General features: G+C 71.4%; 14 protein-coding genes and 1 CRISPR repeat array. Of the genes, 6 read left to right on the top strand and 8 right to left on the bottom strand.

The genetic code is table 11. The annotated features are described in order from the left end of the window. Positions 1-65 precede the first annotated feature (65 nt). From G011_RS0114020 to G011_RS0114010, 3 genes are all read right to left on the bottom strand, one after another. Entirely contained in the window at positions 66-527 is a 462-nt protein-coding gene (locus tag G011_RS0114020) for a PPOX class F420-dependent oxidoreductase (protein WP_013152396.1), read from the bottom strand. A 115-nt stretch (positions 528-642) separates the two neighbouring features. After that, on the bottom strand, positions 643-1293 hold the full coding sequence (locus G011_RS0114015; RefSeq protein WP_019609028.1) for a hypothetical protein: 651 nt from the start codon (positions 1291-1293) through the stop codon (positions 643-645). Positions 1294-1376: 83 nt separating this feature from the next. Beyond that, complete coding sequence (locus G011_RS0114010) at positions 1377-2330, bottom strand: GNAT family N-acetyltransferase (protein ID WP_026338293.1); 954 nt, start codon at positions 2328-2330, stop codon at positions 1377-1379. Positions 2331-2731: 401 nt separating this feature from the next. Between G011_RS0114010 and G011_RS0114005 the strand changes: the two genes are divergently transcribed. Together G011_RS0114005 and G011_RS0114000 are read left to right on the top strand one after the other, a co-directional pair. After that, positions 2732-4246 carry an FAD-dependent oxidoreductase gene (locus G011_RS0114005; protein ID WP_019609026.1) on the top strand — a complete coding sequence of 505 codons (1515 nt, stop codon included), beginning with the start codon at positions 2732-2734 and terminating at the stop codon, positions 4244-4246. 141 nt (positions 4247-4387) lie between these two features. Then, positions 4388-5392: an arsenic resistance protein gene (locus tag G011_RS0114000; RefSeq protein ID WP_020722860.1), complete on the top strand. Its 1005-nt coding sequence runs from the start codon at positions 4388-4390 to the stop codon at positions 5390-5392. Between the two features lie 30 nt (positions 5393-5422). Here G011_RS0114000 and G011_RS0113995 read toward each other — a convergent pair whose 3' ends face one another. After that, positions 5423-6163: a MerR family transcriptional regulator gene (locus tag G011_RS0113995; protein WP_020722859.1), complete on the bottom strand. Its 741-nt coding sequence runs from the start codon at positions 6161-6163 to the stop codon at positions 5423-5425. A gap of 289 nt (positions 6164-6452) precedes the next feature. Between G011_RS0113995 and G011_RS0113990 the strand changes: the two genes are divergently transcribed. Further along, the gene (locus G011_RS0113990) at positions 6453-7070 is read left to right on the top strand and encodes a hypothetical protein (protein ID WP_019609025.1); all 618 of its coding nucleotides are present in this window, start codon (positions 6453-6455) and stop codon (positions 7068-7070) included. A gap of 229 nt (positions 7071-7299) precedes the next feature. Here the strand turns inward: G011_RS0113990 and G011_RS0113985 are convergent, their stop codons facing one another. From G011_RS0113985 to G011_RS0113970, 4 genes are all read right to left on the bottom strand, one after another. Then, a complete protein-coding gene (locus G011_RS0113985) occupies positions 7300-7752 on the bottom strand; it encodes a thioesterase family protein (RefSeq protein ID WP_019609024.1) in 453 nt (150 codons plus the stop codon). Next, a complete protein-coding gene (locus G011_RS0113980; RefSeq protein ID WP_019609023.1) occupies positions 7749-8747 on the bottom strand; it encodes a 3-hydroxyacyl-CoA dehydrogenase NAD-binding domain-containing protein in 999 nt (332 codons plus the stop codon). Before G011_RS0113980 ends, G011_RS0113985 begins: the two co-directional genes overlap by 4 nt. 40 nt (positions 8748-8787) lie before the next feature. Then, positions 8788-9687 carry a 3-keto-5-aminohexanoate cleavage protein gene (locus tag G011_RS0113975; protein WP_026338292.1) on the bottom strand — a complete coding sequence of 300 codons (900 nt, stop codon included), beginning with the start codon at positions 9685-9687 and terminating at the stop codon, positions 8788-8790. Positions 9688-9824: 137 nt separating this feature from the next. Continuing rightward, positions 9825-10853, bottom strand: a complete 1029-nt coding sequence (locus G011_RS0113970; protein WP_019609021.1) for a TetR/AcrR family transcriptional regulator — start codon at positions 10851-10853, stop codon at positions 9825-9827. A 236-nt stretch (positions 10854-11089) separates the two neighbouring features. On the opposite strand from G011_RS0113970, the gene G011_RS0113965 reads away from it, so the two are divergent. The 3 genes from G011_RS0113965 to G011_RS0113955 all read left to right on the top strand — a co-directional run bounded on the left by G011_RS0113965 (position 11090) and on the right by G011_RS0113955 (position 15797). Next, positions 11090-12721 carry a BCCT family transporter gene (locus G011_RS0113965; protein ID WP_026338291.1) on the top strand — a complete coding sequence of 544 codons (1632 nt, stop codon included), beginning with the start codon at positions 11090-11092 and terminating at the stop codon, positions 12719-12721. A gap of 429 nt (positions 12722-13150) precedes the next feature. Then, positions 13151-13744 carry a hypothetical protein gene (locus G011_RS0113960; protein WP_231391476.1) on the top strand — a complete coding sequence of 198 codons (594 nt, stop codon included), beginning with the start codon at positions 13151-13153 and terminating at the stop codon, positions 13742-13744. Positions 13745-13809: 65 nt separating this feature from the next. Further along, positions 13810-14387: a CRISPR direct-repeat array (repeat unit 29 nt; unit sequence GGGACCATCCCCGCGTGCGCGGGGAGCAC). Positions 14388-14555: 168 nt separating this feature from the next. Further along, positions 14556-15797 carry an IS30 family transposase gene (locus G011_RS0113955; RefSeq protein WP_051104366.1) on the top strand — a complete coding sequence of 414 codons (1242 nt, stop codon included), beginning with the start codon at positions 14556-14558 and terminating at the stop codon, positions 15795-15797. The last annotated feature ends 8 nt before the right edge of the window (positions 15798-15805 follow it).

Below are 15805 nucleotides of genomic sequence, written 5' to 3'. Positions count from 1 at the left end.
GCCGGGCTGCCAGGCCCGGTCGGCGAAGCCCCGCCCCGGGCCGAGGCCGCGACCGGCGGCCGGGATCAGACCCGGTCGGCCGGGAAGCCGCCGGTGGCGACCGGACCCCACCGCTTCGGGGTGACGCGGACGAGGGACTTGCCCTGGCGGCGCATGGCCTCGCGGTACTCGTCCCAGTCGGGGTGCTCGCCGGAGATCACGCGGAAGTACTCGACCAGGGGCTCGACCGCGTCCTCCCCGTCGATGACCTCGGCCTCCCCGTCGACCTGGACCCAGGCGCCGTCGAAGTCGTCGGACAGGACCACGACGCTGACCCGGGGGTCGCGCCGGGCGTTGCGGGTCTTGGCCCGCTCGGGGTAGGTGGAGACCACGATCCGGCCCTGGGTGTCGACGCCGCAGGTCACCGGGGAGGCCTGGGGCCCGCCGTCCGCGCGGCGGGTGATGAGGAGCGCGTGGTGGCGGGGGCGCACGAACTCCAGCAGGCCGTCGAGGTCGACACGGGTGTTGGTGGCGATCGAAGGGCTCATCTTCTCGCTTTCGCTGTTCGCGGGTCCGCGCGCGCCTCGCGCGGACCGGGACAGCGTATCCGCCTGTGGGCGGGGCAGGGCGGGGCCGACGCACGGCCCCGGACGGGGCCTCGGTTCAGTCGCGGCCGGAGTCGGAGCGGTCCCGGTCGGACGGGGTGTGGAGTGCCAGGAACTCCCTGCTGCGCCGTCTGCGCAGGAGCCGCACCGGGAGCATGAGGCACGGGGTCAGGACACAGGCGAGGGTGACTGTCCCCAGCAGGGCGCGCGGAAAGTCCAGTGCCCCATCGGAGGGCAGTGCGAGGGCGCCCAGGGCGCAGACGGCCGCGACCAGGGCCGCCACCGCCACCGGGATCCTCACGGAGGGGGCGTTGAGCACCTGCTCGGACTGGAGGGCGGCCACACGGTTGGTCTCGGGGTCGGCGCCGGGTCGGCCGAGGATCAGCCGGTCCGTGGCGGCGCGCAGTGTCTCGGGGGCGATGGCGGCCCGCACCGCCGGGTCCTGGGACACCCGCGGGCGCGGCGGCGTGACGAACAGGGCCATGAACGAGCTGAAGACCGCTCCGGCGACGATGCCGTACAGGAGCGAGGTCCACGGGTCGGACCCCAGCAGCAGGAACTGGGCGAAGCCCATGACGCAGCCGAGGGAAAGGCCCTGGTAGAGACCGTAGAAGACCTTCCTGCTGCGTTCGCTCCGATTGGCACGGAGGCGGAGACGGGTGAGGGGGTCCCGGGGATCGGGAGCGGCGTGCGCGGAGGGGTCGCTCATGCGGGAAGCCTATCCGTCTGCCGCGCGGGCAGGCCGGTCCCGGGGCCGCCGCCGGTCGGTGCCGTCCCGGGACAGTAGCCGGTTCACTTCGCGGTCGCGGCCTTGACGAGCGGCGCGTCGCGCACGAGCATCCGGAACCCGACGCCGTAGTACAGCCCGCGCGCCTCGGGGTGCCCCGGCGCGCCCAGGCAGGCGACCGTCGCGTGCGTGGCCCCGGCCTTCCTCGCCAGGCGCATCCCGTGCAGGAGCATCGCCCTGCCCAGCCCCCGGCGCCGGTAGTCCGGGTGCGTGCCGACCGGCTCGAACTCGACGGTCCCGTTGGTCTCGTCGAGCCACATGATGGTCGAGGAGGCCATCGTCCCGTCCGGCGCCTCCACCAGGACGTGCAGGTCGCCGCGGTACCCCGCCGTGCGCCGGACGTCCCGGTAGGCCTCGGCCGTGTACGCCGAGGGGGCCCAGGCGTCCAGGTGGGCCCGGACCGCGGCCTCCGGCCCGGCCTCGTCGGCGGTGCGGAACCGGAATCCGGTCGGCAGCACCGGCTGTTCCACGTCGGTGAGGTCGCGCTCGTTGAGCTGGGTCCAGGTCCCGTCGTCGCCGAGCGATTCGGGGTCGGTCCGGTAGCCGTGCGCCGCCCACCTTTCCAGGGCGAACCCGTCGGCGGCGCTGGGCAGCACCGTGCGTTCGAGGCCCGCCGCCGTGGCGTCGTACCAGGCGATCACCTCGTCGACCAGCCCGGCGTGGTCGGGGTGGACCTGGTGCATCAGGTAGGCGCCGGTGACGTCCCTGACCGAGCCGTCGCTCAGTCTCACCCGGCGCGGAAGGCGGACCCAGCCCCACGCCACCGGTTCCCCGCCGGAGAACCACAGCCGACGCGGCCAGGTCGCGCCGTCGCTGGCGTGCCCCCTGCCCCAGTTCCAGGCCAGCTCGCCGAACGAGGCGTCGCTGTTCACCAGGTCCGGGCGGATCGCGGTGACGCGTTGCGCCAGCCCCTGCATGAGCCGCACGTCCTCGGCGGTCACAAGTTGGGAACCCGTCATGGTGCGCCACTGTGTCAGGTCGCCGCGGAGCCGTCGAGCGGTTTTCCGTGGCCGCTGAATGCCATCCCCGCGTGCGCGGGGAGCACGGCGAGAAGGCTCCGTCGCTCGCGTCCATGGGGGGACCATCCCCGCGTGCGCGGGCTACCAAAAAGCTGTAGCTCCAGGAGACCAAACCTACAGAGCGCCATCCCCCTCTGCCCGGGGAACCACCACACACCACCACTCTCCTTTCACCCAGCCCGGATTCGTCGCACACCCCTCCCCGCCTCTGGAAGCGGCACGGGTCCATGCCCCGACCAGGGACTCCGGCGGTAGCGACCGGGAACGCTGGGTAGCTGGTGTAGGCGCTGTCCGTCGCACGGGGGCCGACGGCGTCTGGACCTGATCGGGAGGGGCAGAGAATGCAGCACAGGAGCGTGTGGACGGTCGTGGAGAACCGGCCGGAGTTTCCCCGTCTGAACCAGCACGTGGAGGTCGACGTCGCGGTGGTGGGAGGCGGCATCGTCGGACTGACCACCGCGCTGCTGGCGCGGCGGGCCGGTGCGGGCAGCGTCGCGGTGCTGGAGGCGGGGCGCCTGGGACAGGGCACGACGGGGCACACCACCGGCAAGGTCACCTCCCAGCACGGGCTGGTCTACGCGGGGCTGGTCGACCGCTACGGCCAGGATCGGGCCCGCCTGTACGCCGACGCCAACCAGGCCGGGGTGGAACTGGTCGCCGAACTCGCCGGTGAGTACGGCATCGACTGCGACCTCACCCGCGCGCCCGCCGTGGCCTACACCCGCGACCCCGGGCAGCGCCGGACCCTGGAGGAGGAGGCGGCCGCCGCCGAACGCCTGCGCCTTCCGGCGTCGCTGGTGGAGACGACCGACCTGCCCTTCGGGATCGAGGCGGCGGTACGGTTCGACCAGCAGCTGCACTTCCACTCGGGCCGCTACGTCGCCGGTCTGGCCGAGGCTCTGTCGGCGGCCGGCGGGCAGGTGTTCGAGCACACCCGCGTGCTGGAGGTGGAGGAGGAGCGGGACGGCACCGTGCGGGTGCGCACCGACGACGCAACGGTCCGCGCCAACTCCGTGGTGGTGGCGACGCTGCTGCCGATCAACATGATCGGGGGGTACTTCGCCAGGACGCGCCCCTTCCGGTCCTTCGGGCTGGCGGCCCGGCTCCACGGTCCGGCACCCCAGGAGATGGCGATCTCCATCGACTCGCCCAGCAGGTCCACGCGGCCGTGGCTGGACCGCGGCCCCAACGGGCTGATCGTGGTGGGCGGCGGTCACGAGACCGGCACCGGGCAGGACACCCAGGCGTTGTGGGACGACCTGGAACAGTGGACCAGGTCCACCTTCGACGTGGACGCGGTGGAGTACCGCTGGTCGGGCCAGGACTACACCACGGCCGACCAGGTGCCCTACATCGGCCGTTCGTCGATGAACGACCGGATCCTGGTGGCGACGGGGTTCAACAAGTGGGGCCTGAGCAACGGCACCGCCGCCGCCGTCATCCTGAGCGACCTCCTCCAGGGCCGCGACAACCCCTGGCTGGCGGTGTTCGACGCGACCCGCGTCGGTGACGCCAAGGCCGTGGGGCGGCTGATCAAGGACAACCTCAAGGTCGGCGCGGACATGGTCGGCGGGCACCTGGGGCGGCTGTATCCCCACCACGCCCGCCACCTGGACCGGGGTCAGGGCGGCGTCATCGAGGTCGACGGCGACTCCGTCGGCGCGTACCGCGACGAGCGGGGCGAGCTACACGCCGTCAGCCTGAACTGCACCCACCTGGGCTGCCGACTGTCCTGGAACGCGGCGGAGACCAGCTGGGACTGCCCCTGCCACGGCTCCCGGTACGACACCGACGGCAGCGTGCTCAACGGTCCGGCGGTCAAGCCCCTGCCCACCGTCGACCTCGACGGCGCCTGACCCCCACCGTCGGATCCAGGGTTCCGTCCCGAGGTGCCGGGCGCGCGCGTACCGGGCCCGGTCCTCGGGTCGGCTCGAAGGCCTACCGTGGGCACATGGTGTTGATACGGGTCTTCGAAACCGCCGAGGAGCGCTGAACCGATGTCGCTGGCCGAACGCCTCCAGAGCCTGTTCGTGGCCATGGCAGCCGTGGCGGGTCTGGCCGCGGGCCTGCTGCTGCCTGTCGGCCCGGCGGCCGAGCACGTGGTGCTGCCCGCCCTGCTGGCGATGCTCACCGCCGTGTTCGTGCAGATGGACGCCGCCCACGTGGGCGAGGTCGGGCGTGCCAGGACCCTGGTCGCCGTCAGCCTGGTGCTCAACTTCGTGTTCACCCCGCTCCTGGCCTGGGCTCTGGGAGCGGGGCTGCTCGGAGGCGAACCGGACCTGCGCATCGGTCTGCTGTTGCTGCTGGTGACCCCGTGCACGGACTGGTACCTGGTCTTCACCGCCATGGCGCGCGGGCACACCGGCATCGCCGCCGCCCTGCTGCCGGTCAACCTCGTCCTCCAGCTCGTGCTGCTGCCGGTGTACGTGCTGCTGCTGGGCGGGCTGGCCGCCATGGTCGACGCCGCCACCCTGGCCGAGTCGGTCCTGCTCGTCCTCGTCGTCCCGCTGGCCCTGGCCGCGGTGCTGCGGTGGGCCTCATACCGGTTCAAGGGGGCCGCCTGGCGCGAGCGGTACGTCACCGGACCGGCCTCGCGCCTGGTCCTGCCGCTGCTGTACGCGGCCGTGCTGGCGATGTTCGCCTGGCAGGCCCGCACCGTCCTGGAACACGGCGCCGACCTGCTCGCCCTGCTGCCGCCGCTGGCGGTCTTCTTCGTGGCGCTGCCCCTGATCGCCACCGGCCTGTCCCGGCTGCTGCGCCTGCCGGCGGACCAGGGGGTCACCCTGGTCATGACCACCACGGCCCGCAACTCGCCCATCGCGCTGGCCGTCGCGGTCGCGGCCTTCCCCGACCGGCCCCTGATCGCGGTGGCGTTGGTGGTGGGACCGCTGGTGGAACTGCCCGTGCTGGCCCTGCTCGCGCAGTTGGTGAGGGTGCGGCCTCCCGCCGCGAACGGGTCCGCTCCGGCCCGGACCCGCCAGGGGCACGGGCACGAGCGCTGACCCTTCGAACTCCGGCTCCTCGACGCCACGTCAGGGCGCGTCGCCGCCCCCGTCCGGAGCCTCCTCCCGAAGGAGGGCGCTCAGACGCTTGAGCACCCGCAGCTGCGCGGGGTTGTACAACTGCACCATGGCCTCGGCCATCGTGCGTTCGGCGCGCTCCGCACCGCCCGGCGCGTCGCCGGCGGGGTCGGCCGACCACGGGTCCTCCTCACTCCGTCTGCGCACGACCGGCAGCATGCGCGCGGCGAGGCGGTCGATCGCGGCGCCGTCCGCGTCCTCGGGCAGGTCCTCGAACTCCTCGTCCGTCTCGTCGGGGTCGCTGATCAGTTCGCGGAACTTCTCGACGGACCTCTCGCTGAGGACGGTCGAGTAGACCATCAGCAGTGATCGCTGCCGGTCGGAGAGCTCGTGGGAGACCGGCGCGAACGCGGGGGGAACGTAGGCCGGTGCGCGGTGGCGCAGGATGACGGCCAGCTCCGCCCGCACGCGGTTGAGCCGGTCGACCGTCGCCTCCAGCTCCTTGTCCAGCACGCGGATCGCCTCGTCCGGGTCCTCGTCCGCCCGTCCCATCGACGCCACCTCCGACAGCGGGACGCCCAGATCGCTCAACCGCTTGATCTGGAGCAGACGGACCAGGTGGGCGACCTGGTACTGCTTGTAGCCGTTCGCCGTCCGCTCCGGCACGTCCAGCAGGCCGACCTCGTGGTAGTACCGGACGGCCTTGACCGTCGTGTTGGCGAGCTCGGCGAGCTGCTGAGTACTCCAGGCCACGCGATGCCTCCTCCTCCGCCGCCGCGACCGCGGGTGGCGTCACGCCCCACGCGGACACACAGTCCACACCCTGCCCCGGGGGCAGGGTAAAGCGGCGCACCCTCGTTCGCCCCCGCCCGTACGCCGTCCCCGACGCCGGACGGCTCCCGGGCTTGACCCTGCCCCGAGGGCAGCCTCTGGAATGGGGACGAACGCCGATCGTGACCGGTTCGCTACCGAGCACGCCGGGTACGCCCCGGCGGCTCCGCGAACCCCGTCGATCAACCCCACAGAACACGGAGCCAGACACGTGCGAAGCCTTCGCAAGCCCTTCCGGATCATCCGCGCGAACCTCGGCGCCTACCTCGTGATGAACGCGATCGCCTACGGCGTGTTCCTCGTCGGCGTGGGGGCGGCCCTGGCCTTCCCCGAACTGAACGCCGCCCAGGTCGGCTCCCAGCGGGAGGACGGGACGGCCGACCTGGTGGGTGAGCTGTTCGCGAACCCCTGGCTGTTCGGTCTGACCATCTTCGGAGTCAACGTGCTGACCGTCGCCCTGCTGAGGATCATGCTGCCCTCGATGATCGTGCCCTTCGCCGGGATCCCCCTCTTCGCCCACAAGGCGTACGAGACCGGCGTGATCCTCGCACCCCTCGACGCGGCCACGGCCACGCTGATGATCCCGCACTCGCTGGCGGTCCTCATCGAGTTCCAGGCCTACGCCCTGCTCATGCTCGGTGCCTACCTCATCGGGAGGGCCTGGCTGCGCCCCGCGGCGGTCGGCGCCCCCGACCGCCGCCGCGGCTACCTCCACGGCCTCCGGCAGGCCGGCTGGCTGGGCCTGCCCGCGCTGGCGCTGTTCGTCGTCGGCGCGGCCTACGAGGCCTTCGAACTCGTCTACATCGTCCCCCGCATGCTCGCGGGCTGATCCCGAAGCGTCAGCGGGACGGAAGGACCGCCAGCTGAGCACCCGGCCGCCCACGACGACCGGGTGCCCGCGCGTCGGCGCTGACGCCGAGCCGGTCCCCGCCGGTCCGGGGGACGCCCGGGCCACACCACCGCCTCCCGGTCCGCGGCCCTGGCGCCGCAGACCCTCGGGGAGTTCTTCGCCGGACGCGCATGGTCGTCGGACTCGACGCCCGCGGGCCGACTGCGGACTACCCCCCGACGGCGCGGCCCGCGTAGTCGGGCGCGGGTTCGGCGAGGGCGGCCAGGCGCGCGGCGGCCTCCTCGGGGAAGGGGACCGCCCGGCCCAGCGCCTGGTCGACGTGGAGCGCCATCAGCTCCTCGGTCGCCACCAAGGCGTCACCGACCCGCATCTCGTGGCAGATCCGCACCTTCTTGGCGCCTGGTCGCTCCGGGCCCGGACCGACCACCCGGGTGCGGACCTCGACCTCGTCGTCCGCGGCGACCTCGCGCAGGTAGCGCACGTGCGCCTCCACCGTGTACAGCGAGCAGCCGGACCGCTCGCGGTAGGCGGCGTCCAGGCCGACCCGGTCCATCAGCGCGTCCGTCGCGAACCCGAAGACCAGGACGTAGTAGGCCTCGCTGAGGTGGCCGTTGTAGTCGATCCACTCGGGCCGCAGCCGCTGGGTGAGCGTCGCGCTCACGCGTCCGCCCCCGCCCGCTCGGCGGCCTCGGCGGCCTCCGCGCGTTCGACCTCCTCCAGCGCGCGGGCCACCGCGATCAGGCGGCGGTCGCGCTGGGCGATCAGTTCGGCGGTGGAGCGCCCGGCCACGACCTCGTCCGTGCCCGCGACCATGCGGTCGCGCAGCTCTGCGGTGAGTTCGGGCGCCTCCAGGCGGGTCCACGGGGACTTCAGGGACGGGCCGAAGTGGTCGAGCATGTGCGCCATGCCGCCCTCTCCCCCGGCCAGGTGGAAGGTCAGGCAGGGGCCGAAGAAGGCCCAGCGCAGCCCGGGGCCGCTGGTCATCGCCAGATCGATCTGCTCGACGGTCGCCTCCCCCTCGGCGACCATGTGCAGGGCCTCGCGCCAGGCGGCCTCCTGGATCCGGTTGCCGATGAATCCCGGCAGCTCCCGCTCCATGGTGATCACCGACTTGCCCGCGGCGCGGTAGAAGTCCGAGGCCCAGTCGACGGCCCAACGCTCGCTGCGCTCGCCGCCGACCACCTCGACCAGGGGCACCAGGTAGGGCGGGTTGAACGGGTGTCCGACCACGAGCCGCCCCGGTGTGCGGGCCCCCACCTGCATCTCGCTCATGCCGTAGCCGGAGGTGGACGAGGCGATGACCACGCCCTCGGGGGTGGCGGCGTCGATCTCGGCCAGCAGGTCGACCTTCAGGTCCAGGCGCTCCGGAGCGCTCTCCTGGACGAAGTCCGCGTCGGCCACGGCCTCTGCCAGCGTGTCCACGACCCGCAGGTTCGCCGTGGAGGCCCCCTCGGACAGGCCCAGCTCCTCCAGGGCGGGCCAGGCCGAGGAGACCAGCCCGCGCAGCCTGCTCTCGGCGTCCGGGGCGGGGTCCCAGGCGACCACCCGGTAGCCGCGGCCCAGGAAGTGGGCCACCCAGCCGCCCCCGATGACACCCGCTCCGACGCAGGCGACCGTGCGCACGGCCTCGGGGGTGGTTCTCGCGTTCTCCGTCATCGTGCTCCTCGTGTGGTCGGCGGTTCGTGTGGGGCGGCGGTTATGCGGCGCCGCGGAGCCCGAGCATGGCGCGGGTCTCGTCCGGTGTGGCCACCCGGGCGCCGAGCTGCTCGATGATGTTGACGGCCTTCTCGGTGAGCTGGCCGTTGGTGGCCTTCACCCCGCGGCTGAGGTAGAGGTTGTCCTCCAGCCCCACCCGGGCGTGCCCGCCGAGCAGCACCGACTGCGCCACCCACGGCATCTGCTTGCGGCCGATGGAGAAGCTCGCCCACTGCGCGCCCTCCGGGAGCAGGTTCACCATCGACTGGAGGACACCGGGGTCCGACGGCGCCCCGTAGGGGATGCCGGTGCACAGCTGAAACAGCGACGGGTCGTCGATGAGGCCCTCGGCGTGCATGGTCTTGGCGAACCACAGCTGGCCGGTGTCGAAGATCTCCAGTTCGGGGCGGACCCCGAGTTCCTGGATGCGCCTGGCGCCCGCGCGCAGCATGTCCGGGGTGGAGATGTACACCTGGCTTCCGTCACCGAAGTTCAGGCTGCCGCAGTCCAGGGTGCAGATGTCGGGCAGCAGTTCCTCCACGTGCGGCAGGCGGTCCAGGCCGTTGACGAGGTCGGTGCCCTCCTCGAACTCGAGCGGGTCCTCCTGGCCGATCACCAGGTCGCCGCCCATGCCCGCCGTGAGGTTGATGACGATGTCCACGCCGGTCTGGCGGATGCGGTCGACGACCTCCCGGTAGAGGGCGTTGTCGCGGGAGGGGGCGCCCGTCTCGGGGTCGCGGACGTGGATGTGCACCACGCTGGCGCCGGCCTCGGCGGCCTCGACCGCGGCGGCGGCGATCTGCTGGGGCGTCACCGGCACGTGCTCGCTGCGGCCGACGGTGTCCCCGGCGCCGGTGAGGGCGCAGGTCAGGATGGGTTTGGGGTTCATAGTGTCGCTCATGGCGGTGCTCCGTCTCCGTGCGTGTGCGGGGTTGCGGGTTCTGTGAACGGGCGGCCCTCGGGGCCGGAGGGGGCGTTTTCGGGCGCGCGGAACCGAGGTCGGGGCTCCGGAGGGGGTCGGGTCGGATACGGGCCGGCTCAGTCCCCCGGGACGTCGCTGGGGCCCGGGACGTCGCTGCCGCCTGGGATATCGCTGTCACCCGGGAGGTCACTGTTGCCTGGGATATCGCTGCCATCTGGGACGTTGTTGCCACGTGGGATATCGCTGTCCCCCAGGGCGCCGCGACGGCCCAGGACGTCGCTGTCGATGACCGAGCGCAGGGTGTCACGCATGTGGGCGACCGACCGCCCGGGCATCCCGGTCATGACCTGGATGCCCATGCCGTCGATGAGGGCGGTGAGGCGTCTGGTCATCTCCTCGACGTCGAAGTCGGCGAAGACTCCGCTCTCCCTACCCTCGCGCAGGGTGCGGGCGATGGTCTCGTGCCAGCGCAGGTAGGAGTCGGTGTGCAGCCCGCGCATCCTCGGGTCCAGCGCCGCCGCCGTCCACACCTGGAGCCAGATCGACCACTCCAGCCGCAGGCGCTCGGAGTCGGGGAGCTGGAGTTCGATGAGCCGCAGAAGGCGTTCGTAGGGGTCCTCGATGGTGTGCAGCCCCGCGACCTGACGGTCGAAGGCCTGCTTCACCGAGTGGCGCAGCGCCTCCACCAGCAGGTCGTTGAGGGTCGGGAAGTAGTAGTGGACGGTGGCGCTGGACGTCCCGCAGGCCTGGGCGATCTGGGCGACGCGGACCGAGTGGAAGCCGCGTTCGGCGATGAGGGTCCACGCGGCCTCGATAATCTGGAGCCTGCGGTTGTGCTCCCGGGCGGCCGCGGGGTGGTCCGCCAGGCTCGCGGAGGTCGGCCGTACCGCCGACGAGTCACGCGGTACCGCCGAGACCGTCTCCGCGTCGTCCTTGCCGTTGAGCAGCCAGTTGACCGTCACCCCGGTCTCGTCGGCGATACCGGCCAGTTCCAGGGCGGTGAAGCGCCGGGTGCCGGTCAGGGACTTGGAGAGTTTGCTGGGGTCGATGCCGAGTCTGGTCGCGAACTGGCGCTGGGAGAGGCCGGATCGGCGGATCGCCTCGCGGGCCCTGCCGCGCACGTCGTCGGCCACGTTGTCGCTCACGGTGGGAACGTAACAGCACGATGGCGATTTTCGCAACGCGGACGTGGTTGTCACTTCGTTACAGAGGCATCGGCCCGAGCGCCCCACTACCCAGGAAACCCTTGCTACCAAACGCTTTTCCCCATAACGGCAGCGCACAGCGGCGGGCGGAGAACAACGGTGAGGCGATTCTGACTGGTTGATTAGTCAAGCGCAACACAGTAGTAACTGGATAGCCCACGCCCTCGACCCCGGAGGTGACCCGAGCTATCCGCTGGAACATCGACAAAACAGTCTTCTGGCCCGCGCTGATCATGGTGATCGGCTTCAGCGCGCCGTTCGTGATCGCGCCGCAGACGGGTGAACGCCTGCTCGGCGAGGTCCTGTCCTGGCTCCAGTCCGACCTGGGCTGGGTGTACATGTGGTTCGTCGCCGCACTCGCGGTACTGCTCGTCTGGCTGCTCTTCAGCAGGTACGGCCGCATCAGGATGGGCGGCCCCGACGACCGCCCCGAGTTCTCCACCCCCACCTGGCTCGCGATGATCTTCACCGCCGCGATCGGCGGCGGCCTCATGTACTGGGGGATCATCGAGTGGGCGCACTACCACGTGGATCCCCCGTTCCAACTCGAACCGCACAGCGCCGAGGCCGCCGAGTGGTCGGCCACCTACCCCCTCTTCCACTGGGGTCCCACCGCCTGGGCGGTCTTCTGCGTACCGACCCTGGCCCTGGCCTACGCCTACCACGTGCGTAGAATCCGCCGCCTGCGCCTGAGCGAGGCCTGCCGCGGGGTGCTCGGCGACCGCGTCGACCGCTGGCCGGGGCGCCTGATCGACGTCTTCTTCATCCTCGGGATGATCGGGGCGGCGGGGACCTCGCTGGCCCTGGCCGTGCCCACCGTCGCCGAGGGCGCCTCCCGCATGCTGGGCTTCGAGCCGGGCGCCACCCTCAACACCATCGTCATCGGTCTGTGGACCGTGCTGTTCGGGGGCAGCGTCGCCCTGGGCCTGCACCGCGGCCTCAAGCGCCTGGCCAACCTCAACCTCTACCTGGCCGCCGCCCTGGGCGTCCTGGTCCTGGTGCTGGGCCCGGCGGTCTTCGTCATCGACACCTTCACCAACAGTGTCGGCATGCTCGCCCAGAACATCGTGCGGATGAGCACCTACACCGATCCGGTGGGCGGGTCCGGCTTCGAGGAGATCTGGACGGTCTTCTACTGGGGCTGGTGGATCTCCTACGGACCCTTCGTCGGCATGTTCTGCGCCAAGATCTCCAAGGGACGCACCGTCCGGCAGATCATCGTCGGCATGTGCGGCTTCGGCAGCCTGGGCTGCTGGCTCTCGTTCGCGCTGCTCGGCAACTCCAGCATGGCCTTCGAGCTGAGCGGGCAGGCGCCCATCGTCGACACCCTGGAGGCCGAGGGCGCGGTCTCGGCCATCTTCGCCACGCTGGAGGCGTTCCCGCTCAGCTGGATCATCACCCCGCTGTTCCTGCTGCTGTTGCTGGTCTTCCTGGCCACGACACTGGACTCCGCGTCCTACATCATGGGCTCGGCCACCTCCCGTGACCTGCCCAACGAGATCGAGCCCTCCCGGGCCAACCGCGTGCTCTGGGCCGTCGTCCTCGCGGCGGTGTCGGTCTCGGTGATGTCGGCCGGAGGAACCGACGCGTTGCAGACCCTGTCGGTCGTGACCGCCTTCCCGCTGATCTTCATCCTGAGCCTGGTCGCCGCCTCCCTGGTGCGCTGGCTCCGCGAGGACGAGCGCTACCGTTCCGGCACTCCGGCCCCCGGGGCCGGTACTGGAACCGAGCCCGGTCTCGACCCGGATCGGGGGAAGGAACCGGGACTGGACACGCCTCCTTCGCCGCCGGCGACGGCTGCGAGGTGACCCCCCGCACCCGGTGACGCCCGGGTCGGTCCGGAGCGGTCCAGAACCGTCCGGGGCGGTCCGGCTCCGGTAGCGGGCTCGCGTCCGCCGGACCGCCGGGGCCCGGCACCGCCGTGGTCGGTGCCTTCGGGATGGGCCGTGTCCGCGGACTTCGGGCCGGGTAGCGGCCCGCCCCGGTGTCCGCGCCCCGTTCGGTCCCCGGACTCCGGGCGGGGCCGCCCGGGGTGCGGCGGAGGCTCACACGGCCACATGTGGCCAGGAGATCCGCCACGAGGCGTATCGGAACGGACACTAAACTACGCTCTGGTTCCGCTTCGACGGCTCCGCAACCGTGGAGACCCGCCATACGGGGCACGGCACGAGCCGACCGTGGCGGACCCCTGCCCTGCCGTTCTCCGGCCCGACACTCCCCCGACAGCAAAGGCGCCCATGGAACCCCAGCCCCCACAGCACGGCCCGACCACCCACCCGGAGCGGGTTCCCCTCCCCGGGCCGGTGCGTGGCCTGGCCGCGGTGCTCTGGACCTCCGCCGCCATCTCCTTGACCGTGCTCGTCCTCAACATGACCACCGCACCCATGTTCGGCGTCGAGCCCGGATACGCGTTCGGCGCCTCGCTGCCCCACACCGTCATCGGCGTGCTCATGGCAGTGGCAGCGTTCCCCGTCACCCGCGGCCGTTCCTGGGCCCGGACCATGGCCAAGGTCGTCCTCATCATCCAGATCGTGCTGCAGTCGATGCTGCTGCTCGGCGGAAACAGCGTCATCTGGGCGCTGTTCCTGCTCCCCCTGGCCATCGCCGGAGTGGTCCTGCTGCACCGGCCCGTGTCCCAGTGGTTCTTCGCGTTCCACGCCCAGGCCGCCGGTCAGGGGCACACCCAGCAGTACACCCACCATCCGCACCACCAGATGAACCAGGGCTACTACCCGCCCCAGCAATACCCGCAGCAGCAGTACCCGCAGCAGTCTTACGAGCAGCAGCCACCACAGAGTGGCCCCTGGGACCAGAATCCCCGCCAGCAGTAGTCCGTGGTATGTCGGTGCGTGCGCGGGGAGCACCCCAACAGGTCCTGGGTCCGGGCTGAAGCGTCGGAACCATCCCCGCGTGCGTGGGGAGCACGGAGGAGCGGGGCTCCTGCGGGGCGGTTCCCTGGGACCATCCCCGCGTGCGCGGGGAGCACGCGCGCACCGGGCACGCGGGCAGCAGCAGCACGGGACCATCCCCGCGTGCGCGGGGAGCACGGAACCTGAGTTCCCAGCCGAACCCACCCATCGGGACCATCCCCGCGTGCGCGGGGAGCACGAGCACGCCGAGGCCAGCGCACGCAACCTCGCGGGACCATCCCCGCGTGCGCGGGGAGCACCGCCTGGGCGTGCGCGTCGACGGGGTCTGGTCGGGACCATCCCCGCGTGCGCGGGGAGCACGCCGCCGAGTCCGCGGTCGGCGCCGAGCACGAGGGACCATCCCCGCGTGCGCGGGGAGCACAGGGTCGTGTGGGTGTCGCCGGACGGGGACGAGGGACCATCCCCGCGTGCGCGGGGAGCACCGGGACGGGATGTCCCCGCCGAAGCTGAGGTTGGGACCATCCCCGCGTGCGCGGGGAGCACCAGCCGATGCGGTCGGCCATGCGGGAGAGCAGGGGACCATCCCCGCGTGCGCGGGGAGCACAGGGTGGATTCAATTGGTGGTCGCAACACCTTGATTCTGGAGGTGTCGATGCGTGAACCACAAGGCTGGACCTGGGAACCGCCAGGCCCACCACCCCCACGATCACTCAGGACACCCTCGTTGCGCCGCGAGGCGGAACGCCAGTTCTGGCACCACATCACCCAGGGCATGACCAGCGAGAACGCCGCTGTCATGGTCGGCGCGTCGCGCGTGGGCGGCAACCGATGGTTCCGCGAACGTGGCGGCATGGCAACTTTCCTGCTCACCCCACTCCAGGGCCGCTACCTATCGTTTCAAGAGCGCGAAGAGATCGCGGTGCTCCATGCCCAAGACGTCGGGGTCAGACAGATCGCCCGCCAGATCAATCGCGACCCGGCCACCGTCTCCCGGGAGCTGCGCCGCAACGGTACCGCTCACCGCGGCCGTCTCTACTACCGGGCGTTCATCGCCCAGAAAAAAGCGGAGGGCAGAGCCCAACGACCCAAACCGGCCAAACTCCTAGGCAACGAACCACTGCGCCAGTACGTGCAAGAGCGGTTGTGCGGGCACATCCAACGCAGCGACGGCACACCGGTGCCCGGGCCGCGAACGCCACCGTGGAAGGGACGTAACCGACCTCGGCGCAAGGACCGCCGATGGGCCACCTCCTGGAGCCCGGAGCAGATCTCCCGGCGCCTGAGGAGGGATTTCCCTGATGATGAGTCCATGCGTATCTCTCACGAGGCCATCTACCAAGCGCTTTATGTGCAGGGGCGGGGCGCGCTCAAACGCGAGTTGGTCGCGTGCCTGCGCACCGGTCGCGCGTTGCGGGTGCCGCGAGCCCGAGCTCGCGCTCGGGCAGGCTCTCATGTGGCCGCGCAGGTGATGATCAGCCAGCGACCCGCTGAGGCCGCCGACCGGGCGGTGCCGGGCCACTGGGAGGGGGATCTGATCCTGGGGACAGGGCGGTCGGCGATTGGCACCTTGGTGGAGCGCAGCACCCGGTTCACCATGTTGGTTCATCTGCCCGGGTGGGGACGCCCCGGTGGGTCGGGTGCGGGGGTGATGCGTCAGGCGTTGGTCGCGCAGATGGTGGTGTTGCCCGAGCAGTTGCGGCGTTCGTTGACGTGGGATCAGGGCGGGGAACTGGCTCAGCATGTCCGGTTCAGGGTCCAGACCGGAATCGCGGTGTATTTCGCTGATCCGCACAGTCCGTGGCAGCGGGGTACGAACGAGAACACGAACGGGTTGTTGCGGCAGTACTTTCCCAAGGGCACGGATCTGGCGCGGTGGAGTGCGCAGGATCTGCAGGCTGTTGCCGCGGCGTTGAACGGGCGTCCGCGTAAGACGTTGGGGTGGAAGACTCCGGCTGAGGCTTTGGAAGAACAGCTAGCCTTGCTACAACAAGCCGGTGTTGCGACCACCGATTGAATCCGGTC

The sequence above is a fragment of the Nocardiopsis sp. CNS-639 genome, from assembly GCF_000381685.1.
Taxonomy (GTDB): Bacteria; Actinomycetota; Actinomycetes; order Streptosporangiales; family Streptosporangiaceae; genus Nocardiopsis; species Nocardiopsis dassonvillei.
Note: the sequence above shows the minus strand (reverse complement) of the source record. Positions and strands in the feature narration are given on the sequence as shown.